The 16,590-nt window shown below is 60.7% G+C and carries 14 protein-coding genes; 1 reads left to right on the plus strand and 13 read right to left on the minus strand.

The window, feature by feature from the left end; all coding sequences use genetic code 11:
• Positions 1-476 precede the first annotated feature (476 nt).
• From HJB91_RS07115 to HJB91_RS07150, 8 genes are all read right to left on the minus strand, one after another.
• The gene (locus HJB91_RS07115) at positions 477-722 is read right to left on the minus strand and encodes a hypothetical protein (RefSeq protein WP_210628821.1); all 246 of its coding nucleotides are present in this window, start codon (positions 720-722) and stop codon (positions 477-479) included.
• Positions 723-872: 150 nt separating this feature from the next.
• On the minus strand, positions 873-1,178 hold the full coding sequence (locus HJB91_RS07120; RefSeq protein ID WP_210631680.1) for a potassium channel family protein: 306 nt from the start codon (positions 1,176-1,178) through the stop codon (positions 873-875).
• Between the two features lie 188 nt (positions 1,179-1,366).
• The gene (gene cax, locus HJB91_RS07125; RefSeq protein ID WP_210628822.1) at positions 1,367-2,458 is read right to left on the minus strand and encodes a calcium/proton exchanger; all 1,092 of its coding nucleotides are present in this window, start codon (positions 2,456-2,458) and stop codon (positions 1,367-1,369) included.
• A 106-nt stretch (positions 2,459-2,564) separates the two neighbouring features.
• The gene (locus HJB91_RS07130) at positions 2,565-3,491 is read right to left on the minus strand and encodes an amino acid ABC transporter substrate-binding protein (protein ID WP_221120441.1); all 927 of its coding nucleotides are present in this window, start codon (positions 3,489-3,491) and stop codon (positions 2,565-2,567) included.
• A 16-nt stretch (positions 3,492-3,507) separates the two neighbouring features.
• Positions 3,508-4,866, minus strand: a complete 1,359-nt coding sequence (gene potE / locus HJB91_RS07135; RefSeq protein ID WP_210628824.1) for a putrescine-ornithine antiporter — start codon at positions 4,864-4,866, stop codon at positions 3,508-3,510.
• 125 nt (positions 4,867-4,991) lie between these two features.
• Positions 4,992-7,355 carry an ornithine decarboxylase gene (gene speC / locus HJB91_RS07140; protein ID WP_221122583.1) on the minus strand — a complete coding sequence of 788 codons (2,364 nt, stop codon included), beginning with the start codon at positions 7,353-7,355 and terminating at the stop codon, positions 4,992-4,994.
• A complete protein-coding gene (locus HJB91_RS07145; RefSeq protein ID WP_221154087.1) occupies positions 7,352-9,613 on the minus strand; it encodes an arginine/lysine/ornithine decarboxylase in 2,262 nt (753 codons plus the stop codon). The genes speC and HJB91_RS07145 overlap by 4 nt, the downstream gene beginning before the upstream one ends.
• 159 nt (positions 9,614-9,772) lie before the next feature.
• Positions 9,773-10,699, minus strand: coding sequence for a cation diffusion facilitator family transporter (locus tag HJB91_RS07150; RefSeq protein ID WP_221122582.1), 927 nt, complete (start codon positions 10,697-10,699; stop codon positions 9,773-9,775).
• A gap of 198 nt (positions 10,700-10,897) precedes the next feature.
• On the opposite strand from HJB91_RS07150, the gene HJB91_RS07155 reads away from it, so the two are divergent.
• Positions 10,898-12,265, plus strand: coding sequence for an amino acid permease (locus HJB91_RS07155; protein ID WP_210628828.1), 1,368 nt, complete (start codon positions 10,898-10,900; stop codon positions 12,263-12,265).
• 12 nt (positions 12,266-12,277) lie between these two features.
• On the opposite strand, the gene arcC is transcribed toward HJB91_RS07155, so the two are convergent.
• The 5 genes from arcC to HJB91_RS07180 form a co-directional block, all read right to left on the minus strand.
• Entirely contained in the window at positions 12,278-13,216 is a 939-nt protein-coding gene (gene arcC / locus HJB91_RS07160) for a carbamate kinase (RefSeq protein ID WP_210628829.1), read from the minus strand.
• 1 nt (position 13,217) lies between these two features.
• The gene (locus HJB91_RS07165) at positions 13,218-14,222 is read right to left on the minus strand and encodes an ornithine carbamoyltransferase (RefSeq protein ID WP_210628830.1); all 1,005 of its coding nucleotides are present in this window, start codon (positions 14,220-14,222) and stop codon (positions 13,218-13,220) included.
• A 36-nt stretch (positions 14,223-14,258) separates the two neighbouring features.
• On the minus strand, positions 14,259-15,488 hold the full coding sequence (gene arcA / locus HJB91_RS07170) for an arginine deiminase (RefSeq protein WP_210628831.1): 1,230 nt from the start codon (positions 15,486-15,488) through the stop codon (positions 14,259-14,261).
• A gap of 139 nt (positions 15,489-15,627) precedes the next feature.
• On the minus strand, positions 15,628-15,837 hold the full coding sequence (locus tag HJB91_RS07175) for a hypothetical protein (RefSeq protein ID WP_210628832.1): 210 nt from the start codon (positions 15,835-15,837) through the stop codon (positions 15,628-15,630).
• A 170-nt stretch (positions 15,838-16,007) separates the two neighbouring features.
• Positions 16,008-16,358: a hypothetical protein gene (locus tag HJB91_RS07180; RefSeq protein WP_210628833.1), complete on the minus strand. Its 351-nt coding sequence runs from the start codon at positions 16,356-16,358 to the stop codon at positions 16,008-16,010.
• Between the last annotated feature and the right edge of the window lie 232 nt (positions 16,359-16,590).

The raw sequence follows: 16,590 nt of genomic DNA on the forward strand, positions 1-16,590 counted from the left end.
TGGGGGCGATCAAACTCTAGCTCGGCCCGGCATTCGCAAGAACGTCGACCTGCCATTTCACGATCCGTCCCCCATCGCCGGAGAAGGATGGCCGTCCTCTCCGGCGCTTCTTTATCTCAACAAGAAGGGTGGAAATCATAAGACAAGCCTTTCCGGGTTAGATTGAAGCATTCTGCCGGAGCAGGTTTTCGTCAGGGCAAAGGCGATTGGCGAAGGGCATACCCCAAGGTACGTCCGAGCCAATCGCCTTTGATCCTGGCTAGAGATGCCCGGCCCACCGGCCGCACCGCTTCGCCGTGGCGAAGCGATGTGCGTCCGGCGATTCTGAAGTCTTGCAGATTTGCCAGCCAAATCTGCGGGAGGGTTGGCTGAAACAGGGCGGCTGATCGACCGGCCGGCTTGGCCGTAGGGCTGGGCTACGACGCGCGCCGGCCGGTCGACCATCCGACCCGTTTGAGCCAACAGAATGCTTCAATCTAACCCGGAAAAGCTCCAGTGCAATAGACGACGACTTCCTGCTCTATTTCGCGGCAGAGCTGCTCATATTCGGTGATCAGCGTATCTTCTCTCGGACGCTCATTTCGGAACCGATCCAATGCATCGACGGCAAGGTCATAGGCTTCAAACATCTCCCCCAGTGTCTCGCTGGTCACGTCAGCGAGACGATGACGAACATCGGGCAGGCGGAGCATCAATTTCCTTCGTCCACGCTCTCGGCTCATAGTGTAACTCCGGATATTTGCACGCACCGGTAAACAATCCGAACTCGATGGAACCCCGTTCGTTCCCCCTCACCTGCTCCGATCATCCGTCCGGCGGTGCGCTCGCAGAACGGATGCGCATTTCCAGGTCAATGTGCAGCAGAACAGGATTCAAGGCTCCCGGTCGTCCGCATCCAGGGCTTTCACGGTGACTGCGGCGACGATGCCGGTCAGCACAATGCCCGCAAAGCCGATCATCAACGCCAATATCCGCGACGAGATATGTTTGGGGGTAAAATCGCCGTAGCCGATCGTCAAGCCGGTGACGAAAGTGAAATACATGGCTTCGTCAATGCGCCAGTTTTCGATACGCCAGATTGCGAGCCCGGATCCGACCATCAGGGAGACGATCGCTGAGACGATTGGCCAGATCACATGAAGCTGCCTTGCGAGCGCGACGAAAAACAGCCGCCGCATCTGTCTAGGGTTCGATATTCGGCCAGTTCTTACCGACACCTTTCGACCTCCCTGCAATTGGTTCAGGACATTCATAAGACTGACGCAGTCCATGGGGCTGGAATCCGCGCGCCCCACATTCATCCCGTGCACCATGCTTGCCAAGGCAACCGCTGCGGTGCCCTACCTCGATGCTCTCCAGACCCGCTTCATAAGCCCCGATCGGGCAGAACATATAAAGTCGTGGCGAAGATCATGTAAACCATCAGCACCAATATGCCGACGAACCACGCCGAACGCCCGCTGTTGGTAACGAACATCGCCGTCATGGTCGCCAGGAAAACCATGACGACAACGCCCGGCGAAAACTGCAGATCCATCGGTGTCGGACCGATGACGTAGCTCAACAGCACAAGCACGGGCGCCACGAACAAAGCTATCTGCGAGGCGCTCCCGAGCGCGATGCCGACGCTCAAGTCGAGGCGGTTCTTGCGCGCACCGGAAAATGCCGAAGCCATTTCGGCTGCGCCGCCGACCAGTGCGACGACGATGAAACCGACAAAGGCAGGCGTCATTCCAAAAACCTTGGCAGCCTCCTGCACGGACTCGACGAAGATCTCGCTGACCAGCGCGACCAGTATCGTGACACCGGCAAGCGTGGACAATGCCAGGCCAATCGGCCACGGGGTTTCGTCCGCCTCGGCGTGCTCGGCGGCGGCAAAGAGCTCGCGGTGCGTCTTCAGCGTGAACAGCAGTCCCAGCGCGTATCCGACAATAAGCAGGATGGCCAAGCCTAAGCTGAGCTTGTTAAGCACTTCCGTAGCCGAGGTCGAATCTGAAGCAACCGCCGACGGTATCAGCAGGGCGATGGTGGCGAGGAACAGCAGGCCGGCCTGAAGACGCGCATTGGCTCGGTTGAATTCCTGAGTGTGATGCTTCAGGCCGCCGAGCAAAAACGAGGCTCCCAGCATGAACAGCGTGTTGGTGACGATTGCACCGGCAACCGATGATTTTACCAGCGTATACTGTCCGGCACGCAGGGCGGCCAAGGCGATGACAAGCTCCGTCAGATTTCCCAGCGTGGCGTTGAGCAGTCCGCCAGCGGCGTCGCCGGTTTTTGCCGCAACGGACTCGGTGGCGTGACTGAGGAGGCCAGCCAGGGGTATCACGGCAAGGACCGACAAGATGAACAGCAACGTGTGAGCCTCGGGGGCAACGCGCGCCGCGACAAAGACCACCGGCACCGCAACGAGCAGCCAAAGCATGGGGTTGGCACGAATTTCTTTCCAAAGGAGGTTCACCCGTCACTCCCCGTTCAGTTGCTTCAGGCGTGCCGCGGGTTACGGGTCAATATGACCTGCTCCGGGCGCGCCAGTTGTTTGACGGTTGATGATCCGTCATGCAGGGCTACTCCGGCAGCGCTGTTTGCCGGAAGAATGTCACCGTCGCCTCATCCGGCGGCCCGAACCAGGTTGTGAAGAATGTCCGGAAATCCGGCCCGGCATAGGTTTGGCTGAGCGCACGATCGACGGCAAGGCGGAAGTCCTCATCGCCGCGCGCCAACTCAAGAGCGAGCGCTTCGTAGGTGAAGTGGCGCTGCAGGACGATCAGATTACCGGAATTGTCACTGCGGGCGGCGGCATCCATGAGGATCGGCATGTCGCCGAAGAGCACCGCCGAACTGCCGTCCATGACGCGCTCGATCCCCTGCTGGTAGTTGTCGACCGGCGCAGCCGTTGCCGCGAGTTGAAAAGTCTTGATCCTGTCGCTCAGCCAGCCTTCGCTCGTCGTGCCCGCGATCGAGGAGAAGGTCTTGTGCTCCAGGATCGTGCGGGCCGGTGAACCACGCCAGAGCGGACGGCTGGAGGGTTCGCCATATTGCAGCACTTCGCGCAAAGCCAGCGGCGAGCTGGTGCTCAAGAGCGCGCCGGTGCCGCTTGGGAAAATCGGGATGGAAAACGACACCTGCTGCCGCCGCGTCAATGTCACCGGCTCCGCAGCGCAGACAAGATCAGCCGTACTGCTTCCTATTGCCTGCATCTTGGCGTCGCCTGAAAGCGAAACCCATTCGACATCGAGCTTCGGCAGGTTCAGCTGTGCCCTAAGACTATCGGCAATCTTGTTGCAGAGGGCGACGGCATAGCCGTCCGGCCGTCCCTGTTCCCCGTTGAAGGAAAAGGGCCTTGCATCCGGATCGTAGCCGAGCTTCAGAGCGCTGCCCGCTTTGATACGGTCGAGCGTCTGAGCCTGCACGGGCATGCCGAAGGCCAACATGGCCGCCGCGGTGAGCACAGAGGCGGCGATACCCGCCCAGCGATCATTTGTTCCTGACATGTCTGATCCTCCTCTCTTACTCGGCCGGAAGCTGGTTCGTGTTGCTGGCGAAACGCGGGGCGATCAGGCCGTAGATGATGAAACCGATGCCTGTGACGATCATGCCGCCGAGAACCGCGTCCTTGCCGGAGGCATAGATGGCGAAGACGCTGTAGGCCATGCCGACCAAGGCGATGGTGGCGTTCAGCCGATATTTCGGCTGTGGCACGCGGGCGGCCTTCATCATGACGAAAAGGGCAGACAGCGCGATGATATAGGGCAGTACGTTGGTGACGACGGCGAGGTTGACGAGCGCCGAAAACTGTTCGCTCAACGTCGGCGAAATGGTCATCAAGGCAAGGCATGTCTGCACGATGCCGAGAATGATCATGCCGGCCACGGGCGCCCCCATCTCGTTCACCCGCGAGAATATGGATGGGAACATCCGCTCGTCGGCGGCGGTTTTCGCCGTCTGCGCGATCGTAAACTGCCATCCGAGCAGCGAGCCGAGGCAGGCCAGTACGGCAAGCGCCATGACGATGGAACCAACCGTGGAATTGAACATGGTGGCATAGGCGAGTGCAAAGGGCCCCGTGGAGCTGGCGAGATCCGGATTCGGCACGATGCCCTGAATGACCGTCGTCGACAGGATGTAGATGACGGCCGCACCCAGCGTGCCGAACATGCAGGCGAGCGGCACGTCACGCTTGGGATTTTCGACGGCATCGGAATTCTGAGCGGCTGATTCCATGCCGAGGAATGCCCAGAGGGTCAGTGAAATGCTCGATCCCATGCCTTGCCCAAGCGTCAGGCCTTGCGGATTCCAGGCGGCGGCGAAAGTGCTGGAGCTGAACCAGAGCCAGCCGATGATCGACAGCAGTCCAACGGGCAGGATGACGCCCCATACCGTGACCGAACCAATGCGGCCGGTGATGCGCGGTCCACCGAAATTGGCGGCCGTGGTCAGCCACAAGAGCACGATCAGCGCCAGGCAGGTCATGATCGGGGTCGAGGTCAGCACCGGAAAGAACCCGGCCAGGTACCCGACGGCCGAGATGCCGATCGCCACATTGCCGACGGCAAGCGACAGGAAATACAGGAAGAACACCATGAAATAGCCGTCCTTCCCATAGGCATCCTCCGCATAGGCGGACATGCCTCCGGGCCGCTGATTGAACAGTCCGGCCTGGGCGAAGCCATAGGCGATCGCCATCGAGCCGATGGCGGTCACAAGCCAGGAAAGCAGCGAGATCGCCCCGACCTGCGCCATATTGGCGGGCAGCATGATGATCCCCGACCCCATCATGTTGACGGCGACGATGAAGGTGAGTTGCACCAGGTTCATCTTTTTCTTGGCCGTGGCCTCGGCCGCAAGATGCATCGTGTTGTCGGTCATGACGAAGTCCTCCCTAAAGCGCGTCGCGTTCCTTCAGAATGGCTTGATCCACGCTTTCATTCTTTGTTTTCACTCAATGTCGCTACCGCAAAGCCGCTGCGCACTTTTCGTGACATGCTCCAGCCCTACTCGCGGACGACATATGTGTGAAACTTGATCCGCCCATCGATCCGCTCCTGGAACACGCCCTGGACCTCGTAATTGAAGCCGGGGAAGCGGTTGAAGGATTCTTCGAAGGCGAGGAAATAGTCCCGCATCGGCCGCGCCCTGTCGTCCCAGCGCTCTCCCGGCACGATCACGCCGATACCGGGCGGATAGATCAGCGCCAGCGTCGCAGAGATGCGGCCGGCGGCTTCCGTCAGCGGCACATAGTCGACATTGTTGGCGACCAGTGCCTCATAGGCCTGCTTGGGTGCCATCGCCGGTTCGGGGAAGCTCTCGGAGCGGAAGCAGAGGCGCTGCAACTCCTTGACCCCCGCCTCGCGGTAGAAGGAATGCATCTCATGGCAGACCTGGCGGACGCTATAGCCGGCATAACGCTCGCGATGGGCGGCGAAGACGGTCGGCAGCACTTCCTGCAGCGGCGCATCGCGGTCCCACAGGTTCTTGAACTTGACGAGCTTGGCGACGAGCGTGTTCAGCTTGCTCTCGTCTTCGGCAGGTGTCAGGAGGAAGAGCAGGCTGTTCAGGTCGCATTTTTCAGGCACGACCCGCTGCTCGCGCAGATAGTTGGCGACAACGGTCGCCGGAATGCCGAACTCGCGATACTCGCCGGTCTTCCGGTCGATGCCGGGGGTCAGCAGCGTAAGCTTGTTGGGATCGACCATGGTATAGCCGGGCGCATAGCCGGCATAACCGTGCCAGCTCGCCTCCGGATCGAACCGCCAGCATTGCTGCTCGCGTTTCAGTACCTCCGTCGCGACATCTTCCCACTTGGCGGCGGCGAGATCGCCGGTGTGCTTGGAGCCCGAAACCGTCACCCTGTCCGGCACGAAAGGATCGAAGAACCACTGCTCCTCCGGGGTCGCGGCCTTGGTTTCGTAATGCTCCACGAAACCGCGCAGCTTCTTGCGAACCTCGATCCCGAGCTCGATGCATCGGTCCCAGAGCATCTCGCCGGCCTTGCCCTCATGCACCTTGGCATTGACGTCGAGCGAGGCGAAAAGCGGATAGAAGGGAGAGGTCGAAACGTGCATCAGCAGCGATTCATTGAAGCGCTTGTGTTCGACGAACCTGCGCTGGCCCTTGATATGTTCGTCCCGCTTGTGGATCTGCGATGCCTGGGAAAAGCCGGCGCCCTGCTTGTGGACCGATTGCGTGGAGAACAGCCCGGGCATATCAGCCCTGAGGTCCTTCAGCCGCATCGGGCTATGGCCCTCGAAGAGCGGGTGGAAGGCGTTGTAGCCGATCCAAGCCTCGTCCCAGAGCACGTAGTCGCAGAGATGGCCGAGCTTCTCCATGACCTGGGCGACATTGTAGATGGTGCCGTCATAGGTCGCGAGCTGGATGCAGGCCAGACGGAACGGCCTTTCCGCCTCCGCACGGCTCTTGTCGGCGACGAGTGGGTGCTCCTCTATCTTTTGCCGCAGCCAGCTTTCGTCCCAAGCCGACCAGTCGACCGCGCCGATCATGCCGAAGGAATTGCGGGCGGTCGGCAGATAGATCGGGATGGCGCCGGCCTGCACGAGAGCACCCTGATGCAGGGATTTGTGATTGTTGCGGTCGAAGAGCACCAGATCGCCGCTGTGCAGTACCGCATTGGCGACGACCTTATTGGAGGTGCTCGTGCCGTTCAGGATGAAATAGGTGCGGTCCGCGCCGAAGATGCGCGCCGCCTGCTTCTGGGCTTCGACGGCGGGGCCTTCATGGATCAGGAGGTCGCCAAGATCGACATCTGCGTTGCAGAGATCGTTGCGAAAGATGCTCTCGCCGAAATATTTGAAGAAGATCTGTCCGGCCGGCGATTTTCGATAGAACTGGCCGCCCTGATGCCCCGGGCAATCAAAGGCGATATTGGCCTCGCCGTCATAGGCCATCAAGCCGCCGAAGAATGGCGGCAGCAGCGATTTGCCGTAATTCACGGCGCTGGACACGATCTGCTTGGCATAGAAGGTCGGCGTCTGCTGGCCGAGATAGACGAAACCATCCACCTCGCCGGCCATCTCGACGACATCCATATCCGCAATCGTCAGCGTATCGGCCATCGCCCAGATCGGCGTGCGGAAACCGATATCCCTGACGGAACGAAGGAAGCTGCGTGCCGAAACCAGCCGCCCGCCCTCGACCGAGCCGATATAGGCGCCGACGTCAGCATCCTCTGACACGTCGGCCGAATAATCGTCGCGCTGTTCCACCTCGAAGCCCTGGGCGGTGATCTGTGACACCAGTTCCTGCGCCTGGGCATTGTCGCGATCGATGATCGCGACGATCTTCAGCATCTTGTGGAACGGTATTGCGACCGTCGGAGATTTCACGTCGCGCGGGATCATTCTTGCCCCTCCCCTGCGATGCAATCGACGAGGTAGCGGCGACCGCCGTCACCGGGCGCGAAGCGAAGGCCGTGGATATCGGTTTCGAAACCGGGGAATTTTCTGTCGAAGTCACGGGCGTAAAGCAGATAGTCCTGAATGGACTTCGTCGACTGGGTGATCCGTTCGCCCGGCATGATCAGCGGAATGCCGGGCGGATAGGGAACGATCATCACGGCAAGGATGCGATTCATGAGGTCGTCGATCTCGACGCTCTCGATCCGGCCCTTGACCAGCCGGTCATAAGCATCGGCCGGACGCAGTGCCATGTCGGGCAGGACCGTATACATTTCGCGCTGCGCCTTCGGCACGTCGTCCTTGCGATAGATCGCGTGGATCTGCTCGCAGAGATCTTTGAGCCCCATTCCGGCATAGGCTTCCGGATGTGCCGCGGCCAGTGCCGGCAGTGCGCGGGTCAATGGCGCATTGGCGTCATAGAGATCCTTGAAATTCAGCAGTTCGGTGACGAGCGTGCTCCACTTGCCGCGGGTGATACCCATCGAGAACAGCACGAGGAAGGAATAGAGGCCGGTCTTCTCGATCTCGATGCGCCGCGAGGACAGGAACTTGGTGACGACCGCCGCCGGAATGCCGTGATCATCCATCACGCCGCTGGCCGAGAGGCCCGGCGACAGGATGGTGACCTTGATCGGGTCGACCATGACATGGTTTTCGGCAAGGCCGGCAAAACCATGCCAGGCATCATCCGGCTTCAAGACCCAGTCGGCACGGGTGTCGGTCGGCGTCTGCCCGGCAATCGTCGGCTCCCAGACGTCGAACCACCAGGTGTCTTCCGTCTGTTTCCTCACCGCGTTCATCGCCCGGCGGAAGCTGATCGCCTCGTCGATCGTCTCCTGGATGAGCGCGCGTCCGGCCGGCTGCTCCATCATGGCGGCCGCGACATCGCAGGAGGCAATGATGCCGTATTGCGGCGAGGTCGAGGTGTGCATCATGAAAGCTTCGTTGAAGCGGGTGATGTCGAGACGTTTGGTCTCGGCATGCTGGATATGGATCATCGACGCCTGCGAAAGGGCGGCCAGCAGCTTGTGCGTCGATTGGGTGGCGAAGGTGATGGCGTTTTGCGACCGCGCAGGCTGATTCGACGAGATCGCGTGGAAGCCATCGTAGAATTCGTGGAAATTGGCGTAGGCGTACCAGGCTTCGTCGAAGTGCAGCACCTCGACCGCGTCGCCGAGCGACGCCTTGATGGCATCGACATTGTAGCAGAGGCCGTCATAGGTCGAGTTGGTGATGACCATCAGCCGGACCTTGCCGCTGGTCTGCCCGGCAAAGGGGCTTGCGGCAATCTTGCCGGCAATCGACTCCGGCGTGAACTGGTCCTTCGAGATCGGACCGATGATACCGAGCCCGTTGCGCGAGGGCGTCAGATAGATGGGCGTCGCGCCCGTCATGATCAGCGAATGCAGGATGGACTTGTGGCAATTGCGGTCGCAGAGCACGAGATCGCCGCGCGCCACGATGCCATGCCAGACGATCTTGTTGGCAGTCGAGGTGCCGCCGACGACAAAAAAGGTCTCATCGGTGCCGAAAATGCGTGCGGCATTGCGCTCCCCCTCGGCGATGGGACCGACATGATCCAGCAGCGAACCGACGCTGCCGACCGATACGGAGATATCGGATCGCAGCGTGTTTTCACCGAAGAACGTGTAGAAGAGCTGGCCCACTGGGCTCTTGCGAAACGCGACGCCGCCGCCATGGCCGGGCGTATGCCACGAATAAGCGCCTTCCAGCGTATAATCCATCAGCGCCTTGAACATCGGCGGCGGCAGCCGCTCGAGATAATTGCGGGCTGCCTGCGCGATGGCGCGCGCCATGAATTCCGCCGAATCCTCGAACAGGCGGAAAAAGGCGTTGGCATGACGCAGAACCGCTGTCGGCACGTCTTCTGCGGTGGTGTCATCGCCGAACAGGAAAATCGGCAGCCGGTCATTTCTCTGCCGCTTTGCGGCGAGCACCTCTCCCAGCACCTGCCAGCGCGTCGTCTTGTCTTCGGTGCCGTCGACGGATACCAGCCAGCAGGACTCTGTATTGAAGACATGCACGAGACGGCGGGCGTCCTCATAGGAAACGCCGGAGACGATCCGGAACCCTTCCCTTTCAATGGCGGCGGCGAGATCGCGCATACCGCGTCCGGCTGCGCTCTTGCCGTCAAAATCCTCGTCGATAACGGCTATCGGAAATGCCGTCTGGAATTCCATGCGTTCCTCCAGAACCTGACGTCAAGGCTACGGCCGCCGTGCAGACCGCTGGATCTCAGGTTGAAGGATCGTACATGACGGGTCGTGCAGCGTCCTTGATTGCAATCAAGGTGACGCGAAGCATTTCGATGTCGCCGAAGGACTTGGATTTTGATCAGGCTATTCGGCCCACTCCGCATCGGCGGTGAAGGCGATCGTCAGCCAGCGATTGGCGCTTTCGTCGCCGATCGCGTTCCCGATCTCATCGCGGAGCGCGTCCCATTCCTCCACGGTCTTTGCCGGAAGCCCTTCAGGGACGATGAAATAGAGTTCGATCTGCATCGCGCGGCCGACCCGGGCAACATAGGCTCGGTGCGAGAGGAAGCCGAGCCGGCGAACCGTTTCCGAGGCGACACGATCGACATGCTCCTGGAGGTCGACAGGGGCGATCAGCAGGATCTCGGTGAACGCCCTCCAAACGGTGCCGATCGGAAGCGGGACCATGATGAGGCAGACCAGCGCCAGAACCGCCGGGTCCATATAGCTGGCAAGCCAGGCAGCCGGCGTCGCCTGCACGGCCATGCCGATCAGGAATGCAATGAGCAGGGCAAGCGCAATGCCGCCCGACATGATCCAGGCCTTGATGTCCAGCGAGATGAAATCGGATTTGATGCGGGCGTTCAGCCTGACGCCGAGAAAGGCCATGGCGGCGCAAACAAGCAGGGTCGCCGCAGAATAGGCGATCGCCATGCCGAAGCGCAGTTCGTGACCGCCGTTCAAGATGCTGATGATCGCGCTGATCAGCGCATAGATGCCAACTGTCATCAACAGGCAGCCGTTGAGCATCAGCACGATGGGCTCGAGATGCCAGAAACCCATGGTGAAGCGGTTCCGGATTCTGCCGGACCGAGCGTCGCTCTGCGTCGATTTCAGGATCAGGCTCGAAACCCAGAGCGCAAGTCCGGTCATCGCCGCATCGGCCAGCGAATAGACGCCGTCGAAGGCGATCGAGAAAGAGCCGGAAAGAATGCCGAAGACGACCCCGAGCGTTGCCACCACGACGGTCGCCGCGATCGATATCCGGAGAAACCCCTGCTCGCTCAGCATCGTCGACCCCGCCTCCGCTTCGGCCCGTCATGCGACATGCTTTAGCAGCTTTATCCCGATGACGAAGGTAGTCTAGGCCAGCCCGGCGGACTACGCATTGATCCGGATTGCGGCAGCCGGTTTTTGCAACGACAATTGCGGTTTGATGGCGGTCCGCAGAGACATTGGCTCCGGGCAGCCGTCTCTCGGGGGAAGCTCATGACGACGTCGCCAAATGGCAAGAGCCTCGGACTTGCTGCCTGCACCGCCATCGTGGTCGGCAATATGGTGGGATCGGGCTTTTATCTTTCACCGGCCGCGGTCGCGCCCTATGGCAACCTTGCGATTGTCGTCTGGATCGTCATGGGCGCCGGCGCGATTTGCCTGGGTCTGACCTTCGCGCGCCTGGCGAGCCTCGTGCCCGCTGTCGGCGGCCCCTATGCCTATACCAGGCTCGCCTATGGCGATTTCGCCGGCTTTCTGATCGCCTGGGGCTACTGGATATCAATATGGACATCGCTGCCCGTCATCGCGATTGCCTTTGCCGGCGTGATGGTCGATCTCTTCCCTGCCCTCGCCAATCGCTTCGCCGCGACCGTGCTGACGCTCGGCGTGATCTGGGCGGTCGTGCTCGTCAATCTTCGCGGTGTTCACGCGGCGGGTGTCTTCGCGCAGGTCACGACCTACGCCAAGTTGCTGCCTTTCGGCGCCGTTGCCATTATCGGCCTTCTCTACATCGATCCGTCGCATTTCGCCGAATTCAATCCAAGCGGTCAGCCGCTGCTGCAGTCCTTTGCGACACTGGCGCCTCTCACCATGTTTGCCTATCTGGGGCTGGAATCGGCTACGGTTCCGGCCGGCGACGTGGAGAATGCGGAGCGGACAATCCCACGATCGACCGTGCTCGGTATCTCCATCGCCGCTGCCCTTTATGTGTTCGGCACGATCGTGGTGATGGGCCTCGTGCCGCGTGAACAGCTCGTTAAGTCGGTTGCGCCATTTTCCCAGGCGGCAGGGATCATGTGGGGACGCCCCGGCGAGTTGGCGATCTCGCTTGCAGTCCTCGTGTCCTCCATTGGCGCGCTCAACGGCTGGACCCTGCTGATGGGGCAGGTTCCGATGGCTGCCGCCCGCGACGGGCTATTTCCGCCGCTTTTTGCCCGGCTTTCCCCGCGGGGCGTGCCGGCATGGGGCATGACCATCTCGGCCTTGTTCGCAACGCTCCTCGTGCTCGTCCAGGCGCTCGGCTCCGAAGGCTTTGCCGCCGTCTATCGGCTGATGGTCGGGCTCAGTACCATGGCAGCCGTCGTTCCCTATGCTTTCTGCGCGCTTGCCAGAAGCCTCATTGCGGGCGTGTCTGATGGGCGGATGCCGCGGGTCAGCGCGATCGAGCTTATCGCGTTCGTCTTTGCGATCTTCACCCTTTACGGCTCCGGCGCCGAACCGGTGCTCTACGGCCTCGTGCTGCTGATGCTCGGCATCCCGGTCTATGTCTGGCAAAGACGCAATGCGGCTGGCGCGACGGACAAGGAGACGGCCGCGAGCGCCGTAACGCAACCGCTCCCGTCTCAGGACAAGTTTGCCTGACGGACCACGCCGTCAGGCGTGCCAGCTCAAGGTGTCAAAACGCTCGTTGATGATCGTCCCACGGTCGCCGCGAACCATCCCGGCAATATCGGCAAGGGTGCCAATTGCGGCCGTCTTGCCGTTTGCCCGTGCAAAATGGCAGGCAGCATCGACCTTCGGTCCCATCGAGCCGGCCGGGAAGGAGAACTGGTCGAGATCGCCGGGACGAGCGCAATGGATCGCCTTTTGGGACGGCTTGCCCCAATCGACACAGACAGCCTCGGCATCCGTTGCCATGATCAAGAGATCGGCATCAAGTTCGCGCGCCAGCAGTTCCGAGCACAGATCCTTGTCGATCACGGCTTCGATGCCGATCAGCTTCCGATCGGCGCCCTTCTCGTACATCGTTGGAATACCGCCGCCGCCAGCGCAGATGACGATGGTGCGCTGCTCCAGAAGCCAGCGGACGGGCCGGATCTCGAAGATGCGCTTCGGCGCCGGCGAGGCGACAACGCGTCGCCATTTTTCGCCGTCCTGCTTGAAGATCCAGCCTTTTTCCCCACGAATCCGATCCGCCTCGCCCTTGTCGTAGACCGGCCCGACGAACTTGGTGGGGTTCTGGAAACCGGGATCTTCGGCGTCGACTTCCACCATGGTGAGAAGTGTCGCTAAGGGCTGCTCGAACGGCAGGAGGTTGCCGAGTTCCTGTTCCAGCATATAGCCGATCATGCCTTCGGTCTCGGCGCCGAGAACATCGAGCGGATAGGCCTCTTCTGGTTTGTAGGCCGCTCCCTGGAGCGCGAGCAGCCCGACCTGCGGACCGTTGCCGTGGGTGACGACGATCTCATGTTCGGCCGCCAGTGGCGCGATCGCCTCAGCGGCGGTGCGCGCATTTCGCCTCTGGGTATCGGCGGTCATCGCTTCCCCGCGCCGGAGAAGCGCATTGCCGCCAAGCGCAATGACCACACGCATGCTAATCTCCCAACGTGGCGACAAGCAGTGCCTTGATCGTATGCAGACGGTTCTCCGCCTGCTCGAAGGCGACATTGGCCTCGGACTCGAACACGTCGTTGGTGACTTCGAGGCCGTTGTCCATGCCGTAATCTTCGGCGATCTGCTTGCCGAGTGTGGTTTCGGTGTCGTGGAACGCCGGCAGGCAATGCATGAATTTGGTCTGCGGATTGCCTGTCGCCTTCATCAAGTCCTGGTTGACCTGGTAGGGCGTGAGCAGCTTGATGCGTTCGCGCCAGACGTCTTTCGGCTCGCCCATCGAAACCCAGACGTCGGTGTGGATGAAATCGACGCCCTTGACGGCCTCGTTGGGATCTTCGGTGACCAGCAGCCGCGCGCCCGAGGCCTGCTGCAAATCCCTGGCGATCTTCATATATTCTTCTGAAGGCCACAGCGACCGCGGGCCGCAGATGCGCACATCCATGCCGAGCAGGCAACCGACGATCAGCAGGGAATGCCCCATATTCGAGCGGGTGTCGCCGACATAGGCATATTTGATCTCAGCGATCGGCTTGTCACTGTGTTCGCGCATGGTCATGACGTCGGCGATCATCTGCGTCGGATGATATTCGTCGGTCAGGCCGTTGTAGACAGGCACCCCGGCGTATTTTGCCAGCGTCTCTACGCCTTTCTGTGCCGAGCCGCGATATTCGATCGCATCATACATGCGCCCCAGCACCCGCGCCGTGTCCTTGAAGGATTCCTTGTGGCCGATCTGTGAGCCGGATGGATCGAGATAGGTCACGTTGGCGCCCTGGTCCGAGCAGGCCACTTCGAAGGCGCATCGCGTTCTCGTCGAGGTTTTCTCGAAGATCAGGCAGATTTCCTTGCCCTTCAGATGCTCCTGCTCGGTGCGGGCATATTTGGCCCGCTTCAGGTCGCGGGCGAGATCGAGGAGATAGCGGAATTCCCGCGGCGTATAGTCCTGCACGGTCAGAAGCGATCGATTGCGCAGATTGAAACTCATGGTCTTGCTCCGTCGTCTGGTTCGTGGATGGAAAGGTCAGTAAGCGGGGTCGCGCCAGATTGGGCATGTCATGCAGTGCCCGCCACCACGCCCACGTCCGAGTTCGGAGCCGCGAATGGTGATGACCTCGATACCTGCCTTGCGCAGCAGCGTATTCGTGTAGGTGTTGCGGTCGTAGGCGACGACGACACCGGGTTCGAGTGCAACGACATTGTTGCCGTCGTCCCATTGTTCGCGTTCGGCCTGATAGGAATTGCCGCCGGTCTCGACGGTTCGCAGCTTCGGCAGATCGAGCGCTTCGGCGACGACATCGAGCATCGGCTTGCTTTCGGGATGGATCTCGAATGTGCCGTCGTCGTCCTTGGGATGCATGCTGTAGCAGCGGATCTGGTCGACCACCTCGGCAAACAGCGTGACGACGTCACGGTCGCAGAAGCTGAAAACAGTATCGAGATGCATGGCCGCGCGGCTCTTTGGCATCAGGCAGCCGATCACCCGTTTCGCCGCCTTGCTTCTGAAAAGGGCCTGAGCCACCTGGCCGACGGCCTGATAGGTGGTGCGCTCGCCCATGCCGATCAGCACCGTGCCGTTGCCGATCGGCATGACGTCGCCGCCTTCCATCGAGGCGTTGGCGAATTGATGGTCGGCATCACCCCACCAGATCTGGAAATCGCCGCCCTGGAAGATCGGATGAAACTTGTAGATGGCACGCTGGACCAATGTCTCGGCGCGTCTCGCCGGCCAGAACATCGGATTGCAGGTCACGCCGTTATAAATCCAGCACGAAGGGTCGCGTTGAAACAGCGTGTTGGGGATCGGTGGGATGACGAAATCGCTTTCCGGCAAGGCGCTGAGCATCAATGCCTTGGCCTTGACATCGGGCAGGTCGGCAATCGCGATGCCGCCGATCATGAATGCGGCAAGCTGTGTGGACGGCATTTCGTCGAGCCATGGCCGCATCGCCTCGGCAACCTGCGAGCCAAGCACGTTCGGGGTTATGCGCCGGTCGAGGATGAAATCGCGCGCCTGCTTGTTTGAGAGCGTCTGACCGAGCAGATCGTGGAGCTCGAGAACCTCGACTCCCCTTTCCTGCATCTTCAGGACGAAGTCATAGTGGTCCTTCTGCGCCTCATGGACCCAGATAACATCGTCAAAAAGAAGATCATGGCAGTTTGCAGGCGTCAGGCGCTGATGAGCCAAGGATGGTCGGCAGACCATGACGGTTCTCAGCTTTCCGACCTCAGAATGAACACCGAAACCACGCATGTGGTCCTCCTTCCAGCCATCGCCGGCTCTTTGAACAGCGTCAGATTATTTTGGCCGGTCCACTCATGTCATTGATTGCAGACAAGGTGCGGTGCAGCATTTGACTCCGGTGCCGCCCAGCACGTTGAAATGTCGGCGCTCAGTGAAGATCCGACCTATCGTCTTGCCGTATCTGCCATGCGCGCCAATGGGTGGGATGAACGTCCAGCATCTCGCCTGTCAGGGCATTGGCCCATCCCCTTGCCAGGCGCTGGCAGGGAAAAACCAGCGCGTGGATACCATCGCCGTCGATGACGGCGAGTTCGATATCCTCTTCGAATGGAGCTTCGACGACCAACCGCCACTTCACCGAACCCTCCCCGATCGTGCACGAGCGTCGACTGGATACGGGGCTGTTCTTAGGCAGGCCGGTCGCTCGCCCGGCATTGGTTCCCCAGCCGGCGCTTGGTGGGCGGCGGCGCAACGACATCATTGTTCCGCCCTTCCGTTAGAAGATGAGGTCCTGGGCTCCAGCAACACTCATTCAATATAGAAGGTCAGGTTGCCGTTGCGGGCGCGCGTCACCCATTCTATTTGGTTGGGCGTCAGCTTCTTGGCCTTCAGTTGCTGGACGAGCCACGTGTTGGAACGGATAGCCGCCCGGATTTCCTTCACATGTTCTTCGCTACCAGGCGAAGGCATGGAGCCAACTTCAACCGCAGTTCGAAAGCTGACGATTGAAAACCGCTTGTTGTGATAGGTTTTGATGTGCCCCGGCAGGCTTTCGGCCCAGTTCATGCGCCGGTATTCCTTGCGGGTCTGCTGGGCGTCGACAGGCGCCGCAACCAACGCCGCGGTCGCAATGGCGATAGCCAGGGCAATCTTCTTCATCTTCCTGCTCCTCAAGTGGCCGTGTGCCCATTGCCTGCCAGAGTAGCGGAAGAGTGAGCTCGCGGCATTGAGCCGGATCAATGGAGGGAGCCGAACCAAAAACTTAAGGCAGGTCAGGCTTTTCGGTCTGTCACTGGCACGGAGATACCCATAGAGGCTACGCGATACTACACCGACCCCTTTCCCAAAGGTGGTAATCTCAAGTCCTTGTGAGGGGCAAAGAGCCCGTCAA

It is taken from the genome of Rhizobium sp. NLR10b (assembly GCF_019685435.1).
GTDB lineage: Bacteria > Pseudomonadota > Alphaproteobacteria > Rhizobiales > Rhizobiaceae > Rhizobium.